This is a genomic window from Pseudoalteromonas sp. HF66 (assembly GCF_011806445.1).
GTDB lineage: Bacteria > Pseudomonadota > Gammaproteobacteria > Enterobacterales > Alteromonadaceae > Pseudoalteromonas > Pseudoalteromonas apostichopi.
Map to the genome: position 1 here is coordinate 22,621 of NZ_JAATOU010000024.1, position 20,226 is coordinate 42,846.

Here is a 20,226-nt window from a genome sequence, read left to right on the forward strand (position 1 = left end):
CATCTGGCACAGAACTCGCTTCAGTTACATCGAACTTTAGAAAATTTAAATAGCCAAGGAGACCATTATGTTACGCTGGACCATTACTTTTTTAGTTATCGCGTTAATCGCAGCAGTGTTAGGTTTTGGTGGTATCGCAGGAGCCGCTGCAGGCATCGCTAAAATTATCTTTTTTATATTTTTAGTACTACTAGTTATTTCACTGGTATCTGGAGCTCTTAGAGGTAACGCCCCTAAGTAGTTATAAGCAAATAACCACTTAATTTATTTTATTTACAAGGAATTTCGTTATGAAAAATTCAACTTTGAAAGCCGCTACTATCGCTCTATTTTCAGGTCTATTCATCATGGGTTGTGAAGATAACTCGGCAGAAGATGCAGGTGAGCGTATTGATGAAGCAATTACTGATACACAAAATGCTGTTGAAGACGCATGTGAAGAAGTAAAAGAAGGTGTTAACGCAGAAGAAACTAACTGCTAATCACAACACTTTATGAAGAAAGCGGCCAAGTGTCGCTTTTTTTGTGTATGCAAGTTATCAAGTTAGCAAGTTAGCAAGTTAGCAAGTTAGCAAGTTAGCAAGTTAGCAAGTTAGCAAGTTAGCAAGTTAGCAAGTTAGCAACTCTAGGCTGCCTGTTGCTTGTGTCAAGGAGCTTGCTAACTTTACTCTTTCCCCCAGAAACACGCTAATTGTTAGGTTTCGCTCCGTTTTGCCCTACGTCATATAGGTCGTCATTTATGGCGACACGTGTTTTATCACACATACGTGACGGGCTAAAGCCCGACTTACAGCCGCATAAATTGAGAGAATCGCGCGAAATAAATTTCACGCCTACGCGGGGTAAACCCGCAGCTACCTTAAGCTCGTAACTTTACTCTTTCACCTAGAAACTCGCTAACTTGTTGGGTTTCACTTACAACCCGTTGTGAGGAGTTCATTTGTTGTTACACTCGCTATATGCCACTTCCCATCAACAAAGCTCACTTTTGCTACATCACTCACAGCAAAATCACCAGGTACATTCAAGCGTGTTAAGTTACTTGCTAACTGTTGTTTACAGTATGGACCTGTATCACCATGCATCACTAACACAGGCTTATTGGTGTGCTTTGCGAAGTCACTGATGGCATCACGGTATACTTTAAAAGCATCACAGTTTGAGCGCTGTGATTCACTACAAACTGGTTTACTGGTCGGGTGGTAAATATCAGCCTGAAAGCCAAACACATACGCCTTAGCATCTTGCTGAACGAGTGCTTGTTTTAACCAAATTAAATTGTACTTATCACGTTTGTCGGCTGCATCAAGTGCTGCGCTTTTGTCACTTTTTAAAATTTGCGAGCGACCATTAAAAGTACCTGGTATATGTAAGGTGCGAAACTCAATGCCATCGAATTGCCAACGAGCATTCTCTAGCATTTCAGCTTGTGTTAAATAACCCTGTAACTGTTTTGCTTTTTGTCTATAAGCATCGTCGAACATTAAGCCTTTAACAAAACTTAGCCGTTCGAGCTCATCAAATTGAGGAGTTAATGTGACGCGGTCGCAATCTGTCCACTCATTATCACCTGGGGTGTAAATAAAAGGCTGCGTAGTCAGCGATGTTAATAACGCCTTATTAGTTTGCAAAAGCTTATTCGTGCAAGCAAGCGCTCCTGATTTCATATCGCCAAGGTGCATTAAAAAGCCATGGGGTGTTGCAGCGATTGCCTTAGTAATTTTTCCGTCATTTGCGAGATTAATTTCATCAATCGGGGTGTATGGCATATCGCCCATAACTAAAAAAGTATTTGAAGTCATTGCAAGCGCTAATGACATTGAACTAACAAACATACAACTTACCCCTAAAAATACAGATACCTTAAGCTCTCATAATGACAACTAAATGAAAACCAACTGCGGCAGTTTTTTTCTATCAATGTTAAACTGCTGCCAGTCGAATAAGTGAGTCTGAGAATGACATTAAGTACAAATTACACACTAGATAGACCGTATTATTACGAATGCTTTGATGAGTCTTTACCTTATTCATCACAAGCCAAGCCTAAATACCCGCTGTTGGCATTGTTAATAACCTTAGGCTTATTAGCTTTTTATCAATTAGAGAATCATTATCTGGGCAGCTTTATGATTATGCTTGCTGTCGTTGAGTGTTTATCGTTTTATTACAAGCGCCCATGGTGGGTCGCAAGACAAATGATGAGCCGAGCATCAGGTAGCGAAGTGACCATCACCTTTGATGATGAAGGAGTGAAGGCCGAAAACCCACATAAAAGCTACCAATTAAGCTGGCAACAAATTAGTGAGATTATTGAAACTGAGCGAGGTTATATTTTAAAGGCGCAGCGCGGTATGCAATATATTTCTAAACAAGCGCTAAATGATGAAATAACAGCTGAACTAAATAAAAGAGCCACTCAATGAGTGGCTCTTAAAAATATCTATCGCTGATTAAACATTGCCCGGATTTGGGTTAGATTTCTCTGCTTGGATTCGCATGTAGATTTCTTCACGATGTACTGATACATCTTTAGGTGCATTTACACCAATGCGAACTTGATTTCCTTTAACACCAAGAACAGTAACTGTAACTTCGTCACCGATCATAAGGGTTTCACCTACTCTACGAGTTAGTATTAGCATTCTCTTGCTCCCATGTTCCAAAAAATTAAAAGATTCCGCGTCAAAAACATTCTAATGAAATCTAGACTTAAAAGTAAGTAAAAACTCTAGATCTTATTCATTTTCAGTTAAAAAAACTTTGTGTAGTGCACGTACAGCTAGTTCTAAATATTTTTCATCAATTAAAACTGATATCTTTATTTCTGATGTCGACACAAGCATCACTTTGATGTTTTCTTCGCCAAGCGCATTAAAAAATAAGCTTGCCACACCAGAGTGAGATTTCATCCCTACACCTACTGCAGACACTTTGGCAACATTACTGACCCCTTTAATAGATTCTGCGCTGATACCATCTTGGTTTTTGGTCAGAATTTCGAGTGCTTGCTCAAAATCATTCGTGTGCACAGTAAAAGCATAGTCTATTTTTTCAAAGTTATGATTAACTTGATTAATCATATCTATTTCGATGCCGAATTCTGCGAAAAGTTTCAATATTTTTGCAAGGTTTTCCGTCCCTTGGTGCACGCCATTGACGTAAATCAAACTTTCGTCACGATTAAAGGCGATACCCGACACAATGTTTGCTTGCACATCCGGTTCCTCAAAACTGATCAAGGTTCCTTGATCCGGGTTAAAACTCGATAACACTCTGAGCGGTATATTGTATTTTCCTGCGGCTTCGACACTGCGAATATGCAGAACCTTAGCCCCAAGACTGGCCATTTCGAGCATCTCTTCGAAGGTAACATGGCTCATACGTCGCGCATTTGGTTCAATACGCGGATCAGTGGTGTATACCCCATCAACATCGGTGTAAATTTGACATTCATCCGCATTGACAGCACCTGCAATCTCAACCGCAGAAGTATCTGTACCACCGCGACCGAGCGTGGTGATATTACCTTCAATATCGCGCCCCTGAAAGCCTGCAATTATGGCAATACGGTTATGCTCAAGCTCATGCTTTAGACGAGTCGCAGCAACCTCTTCAATACGCGCTTTACCAAACATATTGTCGGTGCGAATATTAACCTGATCGGCAAGTAAGCTTACCGCTGAATGACCACGTTTAATGATAGCCATTGCCAATAAAGAGACTGAGACTTGCTCACCTGTGGTCAGCAATACATCAAGCTCACGAGCGCTAGGTCGAGAATCGATTTGTTTAGCGAGTTCAATAAGACGGTTAGTTTCTCCCGACATAGCCGAAAGCACTACCACAACTTGGTGGCCTTGTTGCTTAGTTTTTACAACAAGGTCGGCGACGGCCTCAATTCGCTCTATTGAGCCAACTGAGGTGCCACCGAATTTTTGGACGATAAGTGCCACTAGTGATTAAGAACGCTCAGTTAACCAGCCAGTTACACTTTCTAAGGCTGCAGTAAGGTTCTCTGGCTGAGTACCACCTGCTTGTGCCATATCAGGACGACCACCGCCCTTACCGCCTACTTGTGCAGCCATGTAATTTACAAGCTCACCAGCTTTCACTTTACCTGTTAGGTCTTTAGTTACACCCGCGATCAGGCTTACTTTATCGCCATTGGCTACACCAAGCGCAATTACACCTGAACCAATCTTAGTTTTCAGGTCATCAACCATGCCACGTAGTGCTTTAGATTCAGTACCAGCAACATCAGCTACCAGAAGTTTGATACCATTCACTTCAACTACAGAGTCAAGTAACGATGCCCCTGCCGCACTTGCTAGCTTGTCGTTAAGCTGGGCAATTTGCTTCTCAAGACCTTTTGACTTCTCAAGTAATGCTGTCACTTTTTCAAGTACACTGCTGCTATCACCTTTTACTAGCGCTGCAACATCATTTAGCTGTTGCTCTTGCTCACTAACATAGGCAACAGCTTCTGCACCTGTTACTGCTTCGATACGGCGAATACCTGCCGCGATACCACTTTCTGACACAATTTTGAATAAGCCGATATCACCAGCACGCTTAACGTGAGTACCACCACATAGTTCAATTGAGTAATCACCAATGGTTACTACGCGAACTTCGTCGTCGTATTTTTCACCGAATAATGCCATTGCACCTTTTGCTTTGGCATCTTCAATAGCCATTAGCTCAGTTTCAAGAGCAAAGTTACGACGGATCTCATCATTCACTGCGCGCTCGATTTGACGTAATTCGTCTTTTGTTACCGCTTCAAAGTGAGAGAAGTCAAAACGTAAACGCTCAGGGTCAACAAGTGAACCTTTTTGATTTACGTGCTCACCTAAAATTTGACGTAACGTCTCGTGCAATATGTGTGTTGCAGTGTGGTTTTTCTTGATGCTATCGCGACGTGCTGCATCAATTGTTGCCTCTGCTTTATCATTTGTACCAATGCGTCCTTGAACACGACCGTGGTGCGCAAATGCGTTACCAAGCTTAGTAGTGTTAGTGACTACGAACTCACCACCAGCGACTTTTAACACACCCGTGTCACCAACCTGGCCACCAGATTCAGCATAAAAAGGTGTACGGTCTAAGATTGCGATACCTTCTTGACCATCTTCAAGTACAGAAACTGATTGACCTTCAGAGAAAAGCTCAACCACAGTGCCAGTGTAATGCTCTGCATCGTAACCTTTAAAGTCAGTGTGTTTTTCTGACTTAAGTTGTTGGTTGTAATCAGCACCAAACTTACCAGCTTGCTGTGCTTGCTTACGCTGTACAGCCATACATTCTTGGAAGCCGTGTTCATCAATCGTCATGAAACGCTCACGCGCCACATCTGCTGTTAAGTCAGCAGGGAAACCGTAAGTGTCATAAAGCTTGAACACTAAGTCGCCAGGGATCACATCACCTTTGATGTCAGTTAGGCTTTCTTCTAAAATAGCAAGACCACGCTCAAGTGTTTTACCAAACTGCTCTTCTTCAATACGTAGTACTTTCTCGATAATTTCTTGTTGCTTAGCAAGCTCTGGGTACGCTTGGCCCATTTGTTCGATTAGAGCAGCAACTAGCTTGTAGAAGAACGCACCTTTCGCGCCTAGCTTATTACCGTGACGAACTGCACGACGAATAATACGACGTAACACATAGCCACGGCCTTCGTTTGATGGCATAACGCCATCAGATACTAAGAACGCACATGAACGAATGTGGTCAGCAACAACGCGTAGTGATTTATCATCTAAGTCTTGCGCGTTTGTTACTTTAGCTGCAGCGGCAATAAGTGCTTGGAATAAATCGATTTCGTAGTTTGAGTGAACGCCTTGTAAAATTGCAGAGATACGCTCAAGACCCATACCTGTATCAACAGACTGCTTAGGAAGAGGTTCCATTGTGCCGTCGGCATGGCGGTTATACTGCATAAATACTAGGTTCCAGATCTCGATGAAACGGTCACCGTCTTCTTCTGGAGAGCCAGGAGGACCACCCCAAATTTCTTCACCGTGATCGTAAAAGATTTCAGAACATGGACCACAAGGACCCGTATCACCCATTGACCAGAAGTTATCGCTAGTTGCAATGCGAATAATGCGATCTTCACTTAGACCCACTTCTTTATGCCAAATGTTGAAGGCTTCTTCATCATCGTGATAAATGGTTACTAGTAGCTTTTCTTGCGGTAGTTTTACAACATCAGTTAGAAACTCCCACGCAAACTTGATTGCGTCTTGCTTGAAGTAATCACCAAAGCTGAAGTTACCTAACATTTCAAAGAATGTATGGTGACGTGCAGTGTAACCTACGTTTTCTAGGTCGTTATGTTTACCACCTGCACGCACACAACGTTGTGAGCTGGTCGCACGTGAGTAAGGGCGGCTTTCGGCACCTAAAAATACATCTTTAAATTGCACCATACCGGCGTTATTAAATAATAACGTGGCATCGTTACCCGGGATCAGCGAGCTTGAAGGAACAATTTGGTGTTGTTTAGAGGCAAAAAAGTCTAAGAACTGTTGCCTGATCTGTGCGGTAGTCATATGCTGCATGTGAAAATCTCACCCGTTTATTGCTGTGCTTGCATTGCAAAATCAATTTGTTCGTAATTAAAGCCTCGATACATCAAGTAGCGTACACGTTTCGCTCTTTCTTTATGGTCGAGTTCTTTACCTGAATTTGAAAACTTCTTTAAATATGCGTCCTGCGCGAGTTCGAACCAATCGACTTCGAACTCCTCGAGCGTCTTATCTAATAATGCTCGGTCTATCCCTTTTGCCATTGCTTCGCTCTGAATGCGTTTTGCACCATGATACTTAGCTAAATGGCGGCGTACAAACCCTTCACAGTAGCGCTGTTCGTTAATAAAGTTGTGTGACTCACACCAGTCTAACAAGCGTTCTGTGAACTCCGGCGACGCCTCTTTTTGCAGTAACTTTCGTGTTAAATCTCGACGCGAATAATCTTGTCGAGACAGTAACCAAAGTACATAATTCTTTAACTTTTGTTCTTTATCATCCATTACGCGTCAAAGCGTCCTGATTGTGACTGTGCTTCAGGTGCTTTTGTTTGGTCATCACCTTTTGGCACAACCGGCATAAAAATAGCCTGAAAAGACACAAAGAAACTAATGTAACAAATTGGCATTAAAACCAATAGAGGAATAAATGATAAAGGAATACAGATTACCATTAAAACGGCGCAAATTAGACCATAAACACTCAGTGGTGCCATATTATGGTAAAACACCATGAATGAGGTTTTTAAAACCTGAAACATATTGCTTTGTTTTTGAAAGTAAACCAATGGCACTGCATAAGCAAAAGCTGTTAGATACACACAGATAGCCAATAGAAATACCGCAACTTGCCCCATTGAAATGGTTGCCAATAAATCTGTAATGTGTGTTTGGTTCTGCGGATCAAAAGTCTGGCTCGAAATAACTGCGTAGGCATCAGCAAAAATGAAATTAGAAAGTAAGGCTAATAAAATACCTGCCGCCATCTGATACACTGCAACGCGCACTAAACCTATACGGTTTCCTTTATTACTAAACGGCTTAAAGATATCAGCTTGGCTGATAGTCCCGCCTTGTTGTTTTGTTAATACAGCTTGATAAAAACCAGCCATCAAAAACGGGGTTACAAATGCACCAACAACTTGCAGTAAAGGTAGCAGCAATGCCAAAAAGCTAATTATCACGATTAGCAGGTGCATTAATATAAAGGTAAACGGTTGCAGCTTAAAGATTTCCCATCCAGCTTTAAACCATTTAACGCCTGCACCTGCTTTAAAAATACGTACTTCGATCGACATAGTTTCTCATTCAATAACAACAAAACGCACCGAGTATAACTGGGTGCGCTACTTGTTTATAGTCACCTATAGTGAAAATTACTCAGGCTTTTTAATTTTTTTAATATCAAGCATGTGCGAGCCATGTTTGATTTTCGTTTCGAGGTAAGCTCGGTTACCTACCACACCCGCTTTGATGTGTGCATGAGTGCCAACCACCGACTCAACCTCAATGCCTGCATCACGCAGTGCTTTAAGCTTATTTGGGTTGTTTGTCATTAACTTAACGTGATTTAAGTTAAGCGCTTCTAACATTAACACTGCGTCTGAAAAGTCACGCAAATCGTCAGCAAAACCCAAGTGGTTATTCGCTTCGTAAGTATTCATGCCTTGTGACTGCAATACATACGCATCAATTTTATTGTATAAACCAATGCCACGGCCTTCTTGGCGTAAATATAATAAAATGCCACCTTGCTGGTGCATCATTTCGATACACTCATTTAATTGCTCACCACAATCACAACGAGACGAGTGAAATACATCTCCCGTTAAACATTCTGAATGCATACGAATTAATGGTACGTCTTGCTCTGTGTCGGCTTGATTAAAAACTAAAGCAACATGCTCTTGGCCATCTTTTAAGCCACTGAAAGATACGATTTCTGCAGGGATATCACTGTTTTTGCCAACATTCAGCTGGACTCTTGCTCTTACTTGCGCCACGACAAATCCAAATTAAAAAATAAATGCGATACTGCAAATGTGATTACAACAGCTTGAAGGTTGTAAGGATGCAACATACGACGAGTGATAACTAATATTGAGGCAGTTACCAGCAATTCAAGTATTATACACTCAAACCACCCCAAGATACGAGCTTTGCGCCTCGCTTTAGTGGCGCTAATAAAGTACCTTAAAAGCTCTCCCCTCTACAGCTAGGCTATTGAATTAAAAAATTACTTAATAAACCTTTGCAGATATTCGAAAAAATAGATTAGTTTAATCTCAATAAACCGCTAAGCCTTTTTTCAAACCATTAATAAAAACAACAATAATAGGGAATATTATGAAAAAAGCCTTCGTGCTAATTTGTAGCGCCCTGCGACTAAGCCTGCCAATCATCAGTTCAACGAATCATACTTCGTACCTTAAACCTTAACAGTGACACATCGAGTGTAATTTGCTACCTTGCACCTAATGATGATAATAATTATCATCAACAAGTATTAATCTCCCCTTCTTTCTGGGCAAAATAATAAGGACTATTATGAAAAAAAGCTCACTTGCCTTATGCATTACACTACTGTTTAGCCAGCAAGGCATTGCCAATGAAACGACCACCCAAGAATTTAACGAGACCTACCGCGCTTATGTCGCCGCTGTAGAAAATAAGCAAGACAGTAGTGAGCTTGCCAAAAAAGCGTTTGAGCTTGGCAAAGAAATTTATGGAGAAAGCGCCGACAACACCGCTAATCTTGCTATTAACTATGCAAACAGCCTTGCTGAATACAAACAAGAACAACGCTTTGAGTTATATCGTACAGCCTACGAAATACTAGAACAAAACCATGGCAAGCTAAGTGTACAAGTGTATGACTCATTAATCGGCATGGCAGAATCAACTCCCTCAGCAAAGCGTGCTGATACATATCTTGATGATGTCATTGCTATTGCTGAAAAACAAAACTCAGCCAAGCTTGTTGCAGATGCAAAAATGACCGCCGCTCGTATCCTCGCTTACAAAGGTAGTGGCGAGCGCTATTACACAGCAAAGGAATATCTTGAAGAAGCAGATAAGTACTACCAAGAAAACTTACCAAATAACGCAGTTGATCGGATCAGTGCAGACTTTTTAGTTGCCGCATTTGCAGAAAATCAACGTAAATACAGCACCGCCATTGAACGTTTAAATCACGTAGTTAGTGTATTTGATCAAGAGTTAGACTTTGATCATCAAACCGAATTAAACGCCCATTCAAAGCTAGTTCACTTATACGAAAAAACAGGTAAAAGCGACGAAGCAACTAAACATTGCTTAGCGATAGCGAAAATGGTGCCATGGAAAGAGAGCCAAGAACAAGAACCGTTATACCGCGTGCATCCTAAATATCCAAAATCAAAAGTTCAACGTATGGAAGATGGCAGTGTCGTAATGGAGTTTGAAGTAACCCCGTCTGGCTTTGTAGACAACATAACTGTGGTAGGTTCTGAGGGTGGCTCTGCATTTGAAAGAGAAGCGATTAAAGCAGTAAAACAATGGCGTTATGCCCCTAAGTTTGAAAACGGTCAAGCGATTGCTGCGACTTCTCGGGTGCAATTAGACTTTAAAATCAACAACTAAATAACAGGGTCGCAGTGCGACCCTTTTTTATACCAATTCGCTTTATTAAGTGATCTATTTTGAGGCAAGAAAACCTCGTTGATAGCAAGGCAAAAATTTCGTTATTTAGTTGTTCTAAATCAGAAATTTTTAACGTAGATAGCGAAAGGTTTAATCCCTCAAAATGATTAAGTATTATTGCGGATTGGTATCATAGCTTTTTAAGCAGGTTATCGGCTGCGTCCTCAATTAAATCGAGTACTTTTTCAAAGCCTTGATCGCCACCATAATAGGGATCGGGGATTTCGCTCTCTCCTGCATCACCATGACTTAAAAACAGCGACAACTTATATTCTAAGTGCTCTGGGCACATGGCATGTAAATCAGCAAGATTTTGCTTGTCGGCTGCGAGAATTAAGTCAAACTCATGAAAATCAGCTTGAGCCACTGGTCGCGAATAAATCCCTTTAAAACTATAACCGCGCTTTTCAGCTGCTGCTTTTGAGCGTGAATCTGGAGGATTACCTTGGTGGTAACCAGTGGTGCCAGCAGAATCAACTTTGACATTGACACCCAGCGCCTTAGCACGACTTCTAAGTACCGCTTCAGCAGTAGGTGAACGGCAAATGTTGCCTAAGCAAACAATCAAAATCTTTTTCATTATTCGTCCTTAAAATTGCTTTAAGATTGACTCATCATAACGTTCTGCATCAAGAGTAAGATTGTATTTATCTGCAACATTATCAAGCTCTGCCTGCTTAATTGCCAGCTCATCCATGGTAATGGTGTTGTCATCGAGCTGCCATAACAAACGCGAACCAGCATAGCTGTATTGAATTGCTAATAAAGCATCTGCATTGCCTTCACGCCCTGCTGCTTTTAACTTAGGCATTTTACGGGTGATTTTATTAAGGGCTTTTTTAAGCTCCCACACATACACTATTTCAGTCATGTAATCATGATTGCGGTATTTATTAAGCACAAAGCCCACCAGCAAACTACACACAACAACACCTAATAGGTTCCAATGAAAATGACTACCGCTTGAGTCAGGGAATAACGCAATTAGCGTTTGTGAAATAGCTAAACTGCCAATGGCTAAAGCAATTACACAGGCAATAATCACTTGGTTTAAATGTTTACGGTAACGTGCTTTGTCTATTTGAATAAGTTTCATAACAACCTAAAAAGTCACACTAAAATTAGTGAAGAAATAAAAAGTGAAAAAAATTTCACCCCTTTTTTATTTGCCAGCCGTTTTAGCTATGAAAGCAATTATCCAAAGAGGAACGGCTATGCATACTTTACCACTAAACTCAGCAAGCTTGAATAACAGCAAGGCGGCTTTAAAGACAACCGCAGCAATTATTGGCGGCGGTGTCATGACCTTTGCAGCATTTGCATTTATGCAGTACTTAATTTCTGCTGAGCAAAGAGCCGATGTAAAAACAGGCCCAGATATCACGGTTGAAATTTATGAAGTACCCAAAGACTCAAAAGTACAAGTAAAGCAAACACTGCCGCCACCACCAACTGCAAAAATGCCACCAAAAACGCCACCACGCCCAGCGATTGATAACCCTGATACAGTTGTGGTAGCAGATTTAACACCAACGATGACATTCGATAACATTGGCGACACGCTAAGCAAAAGCATTAATCAACCAACGGGAGATGCAACGCCAATTGTGCGCATAAACCCTAAGTACCCACCAGTAGCAGCTCGTGATGGCATTGAAGGCTGGGTGCAAATTAGCTTTAGCATTTCACCGACTGGTGAAGTGATTGACCCTGTTATTATTGATGCTGAGCCTAAGCGAGTATTTGACCGTGAAGCAATTCGCGCTATTAAACGTTGGAAATATCGCCCTAAAGTTGTTGAAGGTGTGGCACAATTACAAGCAAACCAAAGTGTTCAACTTGATTTTAAAATAGATGGATAACTGCCTATGCTAATGAGCATCAAGACATGGTTATTTGACAAGCCAAACACAGATTGTTTGGCGCAGTATGCCAAAACGGGCGACAACCGTTACCTTAACCAACTCGTTGCTCAATACGGGAACGATCTTTATCACTACCTAGTCACTCAGAGTGATAAAGATCTGGCCCTTGATATATGCCAGCAAACCTGGTTAAAAGTCATTGATAAACGCGACTTTTACAATGATCAGAACAACCCAAAAGCGTGGCTTTTCCGGTTAGCACGTAATTTATTAATTGATGAATTTCGTAAGCAACAAAAGTTCGTTGAGTTAGAAGACAACCAACTATTTACTGAATCTCAGGATACAAGTTATCACTACGACTACGAAGCCTTTGATAAAGCACTAATGGCACTTAGCTTTGTACAACGTGAAGCGCTGACCTTACAACAAGAAGGCTTTAGTCTCGAAGATATTGTTGCTATCACACAAAGTAACCCAGAGACCATTAAAACTCGGCTGCGATATGCCCGTCAAAACCTGAAACAACAACTAGGAGGCCATCATGAAGCGTAACGACGAGCAACTCGATACTGATTTAAAAGCACATTTTCAAAAGCGCAAAGCACAGCACAGCTTAAGCAGCGACGAGCTTTCACACATGCAAAAACCACAGTCAGCCACACCAACACCACAGCGCTTTTTAGGCCTACAAATGACCGGAGTTTTTGCTGCTTTAGCCATTCTTGGCTTTGTCATGCTGCAATACAACAACCGCCAGTTAACCGATGTTTATGCGGTGGATTTATCAGATTATCAATGGCTTGAGGTACATGAACTCGACGCTAAAGGCAGCTATGTGAGTAACCTTAAACAACAAAAACAAAACCTAGATACTAACTACCAACAAGCACTTGCAAATCACCAAGCCCGCACCAGCTTCACAGGGCGTTTAGTAAGCGTTGATAACGACTGGTATATCGCCGACTGCGAGCAAAATGTCCTTGTACAAATAAAACAATCACTCCTTAAAGAGCTACAAAAACACGGCACACTCGATACCCACATTCACCAAGGTGATCTACTCGCTCTAGACCAAAACAAACAAGGCCAAATCATCGCACTCAAACAGCTGACCCATGAGGCGGAAAAGTGTAAAGCTTGAAAACAGCTGTCAGCTATCAGATTTAAAACAAGTTAGCGAGTTACAAGAGTAAAGTTGCAAGTTTTTAGGTAGCACCGCGTAGGCGTGAAATTTATTTCGCGCGATGGTTCAACGAGCCATCAGCTTTCAGACTGACGGCTAAACCTCCGCTCTTTACCTCGCTTTTCCTACCAATAATCGCACATTGCTCTAATGTTAATAACACTTTAATGCTGAACCAGCTAGGCTAGTAACATCGTGTTTAAATATTATGGAGTTACCATGAAAAGGTCTTTGTTTAACAGTTTAATCATTGCCTCAATTAGCTTGTCGAGCTTGCAAGCCTGTGCTCAGCCGGAGCAAAAAATTCCACTGGATGCTAGCGCTAATAACTACAAACTAGAATTAGTAAGCGAAGGAATTCAAATTCCTTGGGGTATGGCTTGGCTTAACGAGCGTGACTTACTCGTTACCGACAGACGTGGTGAGCTTAGGTTAATTCGTGATGGCAAACTCGTTGAGCAAACAGTTAAAGGAACACCTAAAGTACATGATGAAGGTCAAGGGGGCTTATTAGACATAGAGCTTGATCCGAACTTTACTGAAAATGGCTGGATTTACTTTTCGTACTCGGGCTATGAAGGCGATGGTGAGGGTTACAATACCTCGATTATGCGTGCCCGCTTTAAAGATATGACGCTCGTCGATCAGCAATTATTGTTTGATGGCGAGCCAAATATTAAAACAACAAAACACTATGGTTCACGTATTGAGTTCGACAAAGAAGGTTACTTGTACTTCTCTATTGGCGACCGTGGCAAAAGAGACGTTCACCCACAAAGCCTTGACTATGATGCAGGCAAAATTCACCGTATCAATAGCGATGGTTCTATCCCTAAATCAAACCCGTTTTATAACCATAAAACAACTCACAAAAGCATTTATTCATATGGACACCGTAACCCTCAAGGTATGGCAATGCACCCTGAAACGGGGGTTATATGGAGTCATGAACATGGCCCTCGTGGCGGCGATGAAATCAATATAGTTAAAGCAGGTGCAAACTATGGTTGGCCTGAGATCACTTATGGGATCAACTACATTGGTACAAAAATTACCGACGAAACCAGTCGCGATGGAATGGAACAACCTGATTGGTATTGGGTGCCTTCAATTGCCCCATCAGGCATGGAGTTTATCACCAGTGATAAATACCCACAGTGGCAAGGTCACATTGCCGTAGGCTCGATGAAGTTTGGTCACCTTGTTTTGGTGAAACTTGATGGTGACAAAGTAATAGGCCACAGCAAGGTATTTGAAGGTGTAGGTCGTGTGCGCAGCCTTGCCACCCATCCTAATGGTGATTTATATCTTGGTGTTGATGGTGTGGGTGTTTATAAGGTTGTACCGAAAATATAGCTTTCAGTTTTCAGCCGTCAGCTATAAGATTTAATACAAGGTAGCGAGTTACAAGAGTAAAGTCGCAAGCTTTTAGGTAACAGCGGGTTTACCCCTCGTAGGCGTGAAATTTATTTCGCACGATGGTTCAACGAGCCATCAGCTTTCAAACTGACGGCTATCAGACTTGAATATGCGAGTTATCGAAATTCAAGCAATAAAAAACCACAGACTCCCTCTGTGGTTTTTTACTTATAACTTAAGACTTAAAGCTCAAAGCTATTACTTATAAAACAATAATACTCGTCACTAGGTAAGCGATGAAAGTTAATGCGCCGCCGAATAAGGCGTATGGCATTTGGGTTTTTACGTGAGTTAATAAATCACACCCAGATGCAATGGCCGACACCGCGCTGGTATCTGAGATTGGCGAGCAGTGATCGCCAAACACACCACCACCTAAAATAGCCGCAATGACCAATGAAGGTGGTAACCCTAAAGCTTGAATGAGCGGTACACCAATCGGAATAAGAATTGCGAAAGTGCCCCACGAGGTACCTGTGGTAAATGAAATCACCGCACCGGTTAAAAACAGTACTGGCACAACCAAGTATATAGGTAAGAAATCACCCACAAGGCCTGCTACAAACACACCTGTACCTAAGTCTTTTAAGCTGGCGCCTAAGGTCAGCGATAACAATACAATAGCAACCAGTGGTAACAGCTCTCCCATACCTTTAAAGCCGATATCCACCAGCTTATGGTGAGTAAAGTCACGAGAGCTGATCATTAAGAAGTAAGCTACAACACACGCTAAAATAGTTGCATACAGCACTGATTTAGAACCACTGCCACTGGCAATATCACCATCGCCAGTCCAGAACATAAAGCCAACCATACTACCAATTAAAGTAATAAGCGGAACAAGCATATAACGCGCTTTTGAGCCTTTAACTTCTTCAGTCAGTTCGGTTTCTTGTTGTTCAATATTTTCTTCAGCTTGCTTTAATGGGCCATGTACCTTGTCAAAAGTAATAGTGTAAAACACGATGAGCAAAGTAATAATGGCGTAAAAGTTATAGCCAATACTGCCCCACAATACCGATACCGCCGACTCTTCCATTTCGTAATTGCCAAGTAGGCCCAGCACGTAAGCGCCCCAGCCATTTAGCAAGATTAAGATACACACAGGAGCGCTGGTACTGTCGATAATATAAGCAAGGCGTGCTCGGCTCATTTTGAATTTATCGAATAAACCACGCGATAAAATCCCCGAGGTTAATACACTTAAGTTCGATTCAATGAATACCGCAATACCTGAGAACATGGTTAAGTAACCCACTTGGCGCTTACTTTTGGCAACCCCTTTGTTCATCAGTAAATTAACTGTAGCAGCCACACCGCCAGATTCACGAATGTAAGCAAGTAAAGCACCAATTAGAATACTAAAGATAAGGATACGGCTATTACCAGGGGAGCTGGCAACTTCAATAACTCGCTCAATGGTATTGATAAAGGTGAAAAACAAGGTATTACCTTCACCATTCAGAGCAAGTAAAAACTCAGACGACGCAACCGCGACCAATAACGCCATGATCACTTCTTTGCGCCAAAACACAATTAAGATAGCAATCAAGGGTGGTAAAATTGAATACCAAGACATAAAAACCCTTTTAAATTAAGAACAACATTTTATTTTTATTATGCGAAAACTCGCTAAGCTTAATGGCTTTGCCACTAAACTCAACTTAATTCGACTAGTGATTTAATATACTCTCATAAATCAGTGAGATAATAGAGCCATACTTACCCGTTTCGAAACGTTTGCCAACAAACTCGTAATTTTCTTGCGAACCTTCAATAGGTGTATGACGAGCATTAGTTAGTAGTACGATGGCAAGGTCATACTCGGGATCTATTACGGTTACAGTGCCAGTCCAGCCTGTATGACCAAAAGCTCGCGGGCTGGCATAAGGGCCAAAATGCCATTTACGCGCTTGATGCCCCGCTCGTCGCCACCCTAAGCCATAGGTCTCATCACTCGCCTCTGGCTTTGTAAATTGTTCGAGTACTTGCGGTGTAAAAATCTGCTTGTTATCGTAGCCGCCACCATTAAGTAGTACTTGCATTAACACTGACAAGTCACTGGCGGTACTAAAAAGCCCTGCATGTCCTGCTACGCCACCCAAGGCATAAAACGCTTTTTCGTCATGTACTTCACCTTGTAGTACATCGGTACGAATATTTTCAAACTCGATGCGTCCACCTCGGGTGTTACCATTAATCTCAGTGGCGGCAATTTGTGAGGCTAGAAAACCTTTTTGCAGCGGGTTATAAACTGTATGCGTTAAACCAAGCGGCTGATAAATTTGGCTTTCAACATAAGTATCGAGCGCCATACCACTAATGCGTTCAACCAGTACACCTAGCAACATATAATCGATATCAGAATATAAGTGTTTTACGTTACGGCCAGCGACGAAAGGGACGCCAGTTAATAGCAGGTTTTTAGTACGCAGGCTGTTTTGCGAAAAAAATCGCTCACCAAATTTATTATCTTTGCGATGAAAATCAACCACTGCAGGGTAACCCGCAGTGTGTGTGAGTAAGTCTTTTACTAAGCGCTGCTCACGCCCGCTGCCTCTAAATTCTGGCAGGTAATAAAATAAAGGTTTCTCTACGTCTAGTTTACCTTCGCTGGCAAGCTTCATGAGTGCAAAGTTAGTGGCAAACATTTTTGAGTTTGAAGCTATATCAAACAAGGTATCGTTTTGCATGGCTTGTGGGCTGTTAAGCTCACTGCCATCAGCATGATACTTCTTAGCCGCACCATAATGGCTTAATTTAATCAGTTTGCCATCTTTAACAACGGCAAGTACAGCGCCCGGAAAGCCCTCTTGAATCTCTTGATTTATTAATTCATCAACGGCAGTAAAGCGTTTTTGTGAGCTGCTTTTGTCCAGCTTTGGATAGGGAAAACGTAAGGTTAAGCTTGCCCCCTCAGGCAATACATTCTCTACTTTATAAGTGTTAATGCCATTATGGGTACGCTTAGCTAAACTGTATTGATATATTTTTTCAGCTGTTAATGGCGATGCTATATTAATTTTTTCGCCATTTATAAAAATGTCAGCACTGGTTGCATTCTGATTTTCAATGATGATCTCCCCGCGACCTTTATAAGCTGTAAATGTACCTCTGTCGTTAACAAGCGCGCGACTACTCGGATCAAGTGCTGGAATACGCACTACAACTTGTGCATTAGCCAGTGTTTTTGGCTCTGGCTCAACCGCTTGCTGTTGCTGCTGATATTCTTGAAATAACCGCTCACTCTTTTTAGGAAAGTATTTATCTAATAACGCAAAAAGCACAGCGGCACTTCTTGCATCATTATTACCGCTTACATGCCAAGGCAAAAAGTGCATTTGAAAAGCACTTAAGGCATCGAGCGTTTGCGAGTCAAGCTGACCCGTTGCAATCACCTCATAGCCGTAACTGCGCAATGCTTTTTGCATTAATTCAACAGAAGGCTTTGATGCACTAAATAGCTGCCAATATTTATCAACAGTGTCGCTTTCATACCACGCACCGATACCCGCTTTATACAGTTGATACCAAGGAAAACGCGGACCAGGGTCGTTCTTACGGCTTGGGGCAATATCAGAATGGCCAATCACTTGAGTTGGGCCAATATCAGGGTTACGAGCAAGAATATCTTTACTTAACTTTATTAATAGCTCTATTTGCTTGGCGTCATAGTCTGGAAAAATACATAACTTACTAGCGTCATTTTCCATCGCAAGCTTAGTTTGCTCAGGAATATGACAGGTTGGTACATTCACTATTTCAATACCAATTGAATGGTCATTTAAATCTTCTCGGCCTTGCCAAAAACTGCGTCCGGCGTGCCATGCTCTGTCTTTTTCATCAACGAGCTGAATAATTTCTAAATCGTCTTTTGGATAACTTGGATCGCCTGACTCAGGTAATAAATAATGAGAGCTCAAGCCCCCTTCATCGACTAAAGCGTGCATTGATTTTTCGTAATCAATTGCGGTGTAATGCATTACTAAAAACTTAACACGGTGGCTATAATTAGCTGACTGTGTGTAGGTATATGGATTACTGGCACAGCTTACTAATAATGCCACACTACTGAGATAACACAGCTGTTTAAGAAATGTTTTCAAAGGGGTAAAACTCATAACAGATTCATACCTGATGATTTAAGCGTTGACGATTCTCAGCAATACAGTAGCAACACCTACTTAACATGTAAAATATTTTATTTCACAAATAAAGAATAAAAAGCATATATTATCGATAAGCTACTAAAAATAGAGCTATCTCAATAATTAGTGTTGTATCTATTATGGAATAAAACTATATTATTCCATCTAAATTAAGAAAAATATTCCAAACTTAGGTTAGCTAAAACAAAAATAAGTCGTCATGTTAAGCAAACAATGCGCCCAAGCCCTGTGTTTATAATTGAACCATTGCTTTGCGTTTTGACTAAGTTAAGCAAACAAAGTGAGCCCTATGTCTACTTTTGTAAAAATAAAAGCCTTACGTCAATCTCTATCAAGCAGCGAAGCCAAGCTTGCTGACTTTACGTTAAATTCAGCGAATGCTATTCGTAATTTATCATCGGTTGAACTAGCAAAAGTGGTTGGTGTAAGCCAATCAAGTGTGGTGAAGTTTTCACAAAAATTAGGTTATAAAGGCTTTCCTGCTTTTAAGCTTGCGGTGATTGATGCCCTTAATGATGAAAGCAGCGAACCTAAGCTACATGGTAAAATCACCCTTAATGACTCGCTAGAGCAAATCGCCGAAAAACTATTAAGCAGTAAACTGGCGGTATTAACCGAAACCAAGAACCTAAACGAAGCGCCGGCAGTCGAAAAAGCAGTAGAGCTATTAAAATCTGCAAAACGCATTCTAATTTGTGGTTTAGGTGGCTCGGCTCTGGTTGCAAAAGATTTTTCTTATAAATTACAAAAACTCGGTATGCCAGCAATTGCGGAGCCGGATGGGCACGCACAACTTGCGTATGTGGCGACGTTTTCAAAAGGTGATTTGGTCATTGCTATAAGTGAATCAGGTATGACTCGCGAAATTGCCGAAGTTGTAAAGCAAGCCAAGAAAAATTCAAGCTCGGTGATCTCAGTCACAAAATTTGGTAGTAGCCTTGTAGCCGACTCAGCAGATGTAAAGCTTTATTCGGTTGCTGAAGGCGAATCTGTGCGTTTATCATCAATTTTAGCGCGTACGGCACAAGATTTTGTAATCGACATTTTGTTTATCGCCCTAACGCAATCGAGCCGCCAAGGTCGCAAGTTACTAGAACATTCTAATGAAGTTGTTGGGGAATTTAAGAATAACTAATTTCTTATTTTCTACGATAAGAACACAAATAAGCAGCTCTGGCTGCTTTTTTAGTGCCTGAATTTTACCTTAAATTAACGACTCAATACTGCCTTCACCCCATATAATGCTTCTGTTAAGCCACTGACTAAGAAGTCATAATTTCTTACAAAATTGTACTAAGAATAAATTAGCACCCTGCTAAAGCAAGTCATTACTGAGCTTTACCTAAAATCGGTTATATATTTTATTCCTAAAAACCA

General features: G+C 41.3%; 20 protein-coding genes. 9 read left to right on the plus strand and 11 right to left on the minus strand.

Annotated elements, in window-relative coordinates:
- The first annotated feature begins 67 nt into the window (after window positions 1–67).
- Both HCZ11_RS17515 and HCZ11_RS17520 read left to right on the plus strand, forming a co-directional pair.
- Window positions 68–241 (plus strand): DUF1328 domain-containing protein, encoded by a 174-nt coding sequence (locus HCZ11_RS17515; protein ID WP_130050825.1) that lies wholly within the window; start codon window positions 68–70, stop codon window positions 239–241.
- Window positions 242–290: 49 nt separating this feature from the next.
- The gene (locus HCZ11_RS17520; protein ID WP_054551284.1) at window positions 291–482 is read left to right on the plus strand and encodes a hypothetical protein; all 192 of its coding nucleotides are present in this window, start codon (window positions 291–293) and stop codon (window positions 480–482) included.
- A gap of 429 nt (window positions 483–911) precedes the next feature.
- On the opposite strand, the gene HCZ11_RS17525 is transcribed toward HCZ11_RS17520, so the two are convergent.
- On the minus strand, window positions 912–1,835 hold the full coding sequence (locus tag HCZ11_RS17525; protein ID WP_167659068.1) for a hypothetical protein: 924 nt from the start codon (window positions 1,833–1,835) through the stop codon (window positions 912–914).
- Window positions 1,836–1,958: 123 nt separating this feature from the next.
- Between HCZ11_RS17525 and HCZ11_RS17530 the strand changes: the two genes are divergently transcribed.
- Entirely contained in the window at window positions 1,959–2,426 is a 468-nt protein-coding gene (locus HCZ11_RS17530) for a YcxB family protein (RefSeq protein ID WP_167659069.1), read from the plus strand.
- Window positions 2,427–2,453: 27 nt separating this feature from the next.
- On the opposite strand, the gene csrA is transcribed toward HCZ11_RS17530, so the two are convergent.
- From csrA to ribA, 6 genes are all read right to left on the minus strand, one after another.
- Window positions 2,454–2,645: a carbon storage regulator CsrA gene (gene csrA, locus HCZ11_RS17535; RefSeq protein WP_036970495.1), complete on the minus strand. Its 192-nt coding sequence runs from the start codon at window positions 2,643–2,645 to the stop codon at window positions 2,454–2,456.
- Window positions 2,646–2,738: 93 nt separating this feature from the next.
- Complete coding sequence (locus HCZ11_RS17540) at window positions 2,739–3,956, minus strand: aspartate kinase (RefSeq protein WP_130050821.1); 1,218 nt, start codon at window positions 3,954–3,956, stop codon at window positions 2,739–2,741.
- Window positions 3,957–3,962: 6 nt separating this feature from the next.
- Window positions 3,963–6,563 (minus strand): alanine--tRNA ligase, encoded by a 2,601-nt coding sequence (gene alaS, locus HCZ11_RS17545; RefSeq protein ID WP_167659070.1) that lies wholly within the window; start codon window positions 6,561–6,563, stop codon window positions 3,963–3,965.
- 17 nt (window positions 6,564–6,580) lie between these two features.
- Window positions 6,581–7,033 (minus strand): regulatory protein RecX, encoded by a 453-nt coding sequence (locus HCZ11_RS17550; protein ID WP_130050819.1) that lies wholly within the window; start codon window positions 7,031–7,033, stop codon window positions 6,581–6,583.
- Window positions 7,033–7,827: a BPSS1780 family membrane protein gene (locus HCZ11_RS17555; protein WP_130050818.1), complete on the minus strand. Its 795-nt coding sequence runs from the start codon at window positions 7,825–7,827 to the stop codon at window positions 7,033–7,035. Before HCZ11_RS17555 ends, HCZ11_RS17550 begins: the two co-directional genes overlap by 1 nt.
- 78 nt (window positions 7,828–7,905) lie before the next feature.
- A complete protein-coding gene (ribA, locus tag HCZ11_RS17560) occupies window positions 7,906–8,532 on the minus strand; it encodes a GTP cyclohydrolase II (protein WP_130050817.1) in 627 nt (208 codons plus the stop codon).
- 544 nt (window positions 8,533–9,076) lie between these two features.
- Between ribA and HCZ11_RS17565 the strand changes: the two genes are divergently transcribed.
- On the plus strand, window positions 9,077–10,150 hold the full coding sequence (locus HCZ11_RS17565; protein ID WP_167659071.1) for an energy transducer TonB: 1,074 nt from the start codon (window positions 9,077–9,079) through the stop codon (window positions 10,148–10,150).
- A 190-nt stretch (window positions 10,151–10,340) separates the two neighbouring features.
- Here HCZ11_RS17565 and HCZ11_RS17570 read toward each other — a convergent pair whose 3' ends face one another.
- Together HCZ11_RS17570 and HCZ11_RS17575 are read right to left on the minus strand one after the other, a co-directional pair.
- Window positions 10,341–10,790, minus strand: coding sequence for a low molecular weight protein-tyrosine-phosphatase (locus tag HCZ11_RS17570; RefSeq protein WP_167659072.1), 450 nt, complete (start codon window positions 10,788–10,790; stop codon window positions 10,341–10,343).
- Between the two features lie 9 nt (window positions 10,791–10,799).
- Window positions 10,800–11,306: a DUF3087 domain-containing protein gene (locus tag HCZ11_RS17575; RefSeq protein WP_130050814.1), complete on the minus strand. Its 507-nt coding sequence runs from the start codon at window positions 11,304–11,306 to the stop codon at window positions 10,800–10,802.
- A gap of 118 nt (window positions 11,307–11,424) precedes the next feature.
- Here HCZ11_RS17575 and HCZ11_RS17580 point away from each other — a divergent pair, with 118 nt between their 5' ends.
- From HCZ11_RS17580 to HCZ11_RS17595, 4 genes are all read left to right on the plus strand, one after another.
- A complete protein-coding gene (locus HCZ11_RS17580) occupies window positions 11,425–12,072 on the plus strand; it encodes an energy transducer TonB (protein WP_130050813.1) in 648 nt (215 codons plus the stop codon).
- 6 nt (window positions 12,073–12,078) lie between these two features.
- Entirely contained in the window at window positions 12,079–12,630 is a 552-nt protein-coding gene (locus HCZ11_RS17585; protein WP_130050812.1) for an RNA polymerase sigma factor, read from the plus strand.
- On the plus strand, window positions 12,620–13,219 hold the full coding sequence (locus tag HCZ11_RS17590) for a hypothetical protein (protein WP_167659073.1): 600 nt from the start codon (window positions 12,620–12,622) through the stop codon (window positions 13,217–13,219). The genes HCZ11_RS17585 and HCZ11_RS17590 overlap by 11 nt, the downstream gene beginning before the upstream one ends.
- Before the next feature lie 261 nt (window positions 13,220–13,480).
- Window positions 13,481–14,617 (plus strand): PQQ-dependent sugar dehydrogenase, encoded by a 1,137-nt coding sequence (locus tag HCZ11_RS17595; RefSeq protein WP_167659074.1) that lies wholly within the window; start codon window positions 13,481–13,483, stop codon window positions 14,615–14,617.
- A gap of 265 nt (window positions 14,618–14,882) precedes the next feature.
- Here HCZ11_RS17595 and HCZ11_RS17600 read toward each other — a convergent pair whose 3' ends face one another.
- Window positions 14,883–16,259 carry a Na+/H+ antiporter NhaC family protein gene (locus tag HCZ11_RS17600; RefSeq protein ID WP_130050807.1) on the minus strand — a complete coding sequence of 459 codons (1,377 nt, stop codon included), beginning with the start codon at window positions 16,257–16,259 and terminating at the stop codon, window positions 14,883–14,885.
- Between the two features lie 94 nt (window positions 16,260–16,353).
- Window positions 16,354–18,801, minus strand: a complete 2,448-nt coding sequence (gene pbp4b / locus HCZ11_RS17605) for a penicillin binding protein PBP4B (protein WP_167659075.1) — start codon at window positions 18,799–18,801, stop codon at window positions 16,354–16,356.
- Window positions 18,802–19,138: 337 nt separating this feature from the next.
- Here pbp4b and HCZ11_RS17610 point away from each other — a divergent pair, with 337 nt between their 5' ends.
- Window positions 19,139–19,984, plus strand: coding sequence for a MurR/RpiR family transcriptional regulator (locus HCZ11_RS17610; protein ID WP_054560797.1), 846 nt, complete (start codon window positions 19,139–19,141; stop codon window positions 19,982–19,984).
- Window positions 19,985–20,226: the final 242 nt, after the last annotated feature.

Excerpts from the sequence above, each read along its gene's own strand:
- HCZ11_RS17610 (WP_054560797.1), top strand. The coding sequence starts at position 19,139 with ATGTCTACTTTTGTAAAAATAAAAGCCTTACGTCAATCTCTATCAAGC.
- pbp4b (WP_167659075.1), bottom strand. The coding sequence starts at position 18,801 with ATGAGTTTTACCCCTTTGAAAACATTTCTTAAACAGCTGTGTTATCTC.
- HCZ11_RS17530 (WP_167659069.1), top strand. The coding sequence starts at position 1,959 with ATGACATTAAGTACAAATTACACACTAGATAGACCGTATTATTACGAA.
- HCZ11_RS17570 (WP_167659072.1), bottom strand. The coding sequence starts at position 10,790 with ATGAAAAAGATTTTGATTGTTTGCTTAGGCAACATTTGCCGTTCACCT.
- csrA (WP_036970495.1), bottom strand. The coding sequence starts at position 2,645 with ATGCTAATACTAACTCGTAGAGTAGGTGAAACCCTTATGATCGGTGAC.
- HCZ11_RS17525 (WP_167659068.1), bottom strand. The coding sequence starts at position 1,835 with ATGTTTGTTAGTTCAATGTCATTAGCGCTTGCAATGACTTCAAATACT.
- HCZ11_RS17575 (WP_130050814.1), bottom strand. The coding sequence starts at position 11,306 with ATGAAACTTATTCAAATAGACAAAGCACGTTACCGTAAACATTTAAAC.
- alaS (WP_167659070.1), bottom strand. The coding sequence starts at position 6,563 with ATGCAGCATATGACTACCGCACAGATCAGGCAACAGTTCTTAGACTTT.
- HCZ11_RS17565 (WP_167659071.1), top strand. The coding sequence starts at position 9,077 with ATGAAAAAAAGCTCACTTGCCTTATGCATTACACTACTGTTTAGCCAG.
- HCZ11_RS17595 (WP_167659074.1), top strand. The coding sequence starts at position 13,481 with ATGAAAAGGTCTTTGTTTAACAGTTTAATCATTGCCTCAATTAGCTTG.
- HCZ11_RS17600 (WP_130050807.1), bottom strand. The coding sequence starts at position 16,259 with ATGTCTTGGTATTCAATTTTACCACCCTTGATTGCTATCTTAATTGTG.
- HCZ11_RS17590 (WP_167659073.1), top strand. The coding sequence starts at position 12,620 with ATGAAGCGTAACGACGAGCAACTCGATACTGATTTAAAAGCACATTTT.
- HCZ11_RS17515 (WP_130050825.1), top strand. The coding sequence starts at position 68 with ATGTTACGCTGGACCATTACTTTTTTAGTTATCGCGTTAATCGCAGCA.
- HCZ11_RS17550 (WP_130050819.1), bottom strand. The coding sequence starts at position 7,033 with ATGGATGATAAAGAACAAAAGTTAAAGAATTATGTACTTTGGTTACTG.
- HCZ11_RS17520 (WP_054551284.1), top strand. The coding sequence starts at position 291 with ATGAAAAATTCAACTTTGAAAGCCGCTACTATCGCTCTATTTTCAGGT.
- HCZ11_RS17580 (WP_130050813.1), top strand. The coding sequence starts at position 11,425 with ATGCATACTTTACCACTAAACTCAGCAAGCTTGAATAACAGCAAGGCG.
- HCZ11_RS17555 (WP_130050818.1), bottom strand. The coding sequence starts at position 7,827 with ATGTCGATCGAAGTACGTATTTTTAAAGCAGGTGCAGGCGTTAAATGG.
- HCZ11_RS17585 (WP_130050812.1), top strand. The coding sequence starts at position 12,079 with ATGCTAATGAGCATCAAGACATGGTTATTTGACAAGCCAAACACAGAT.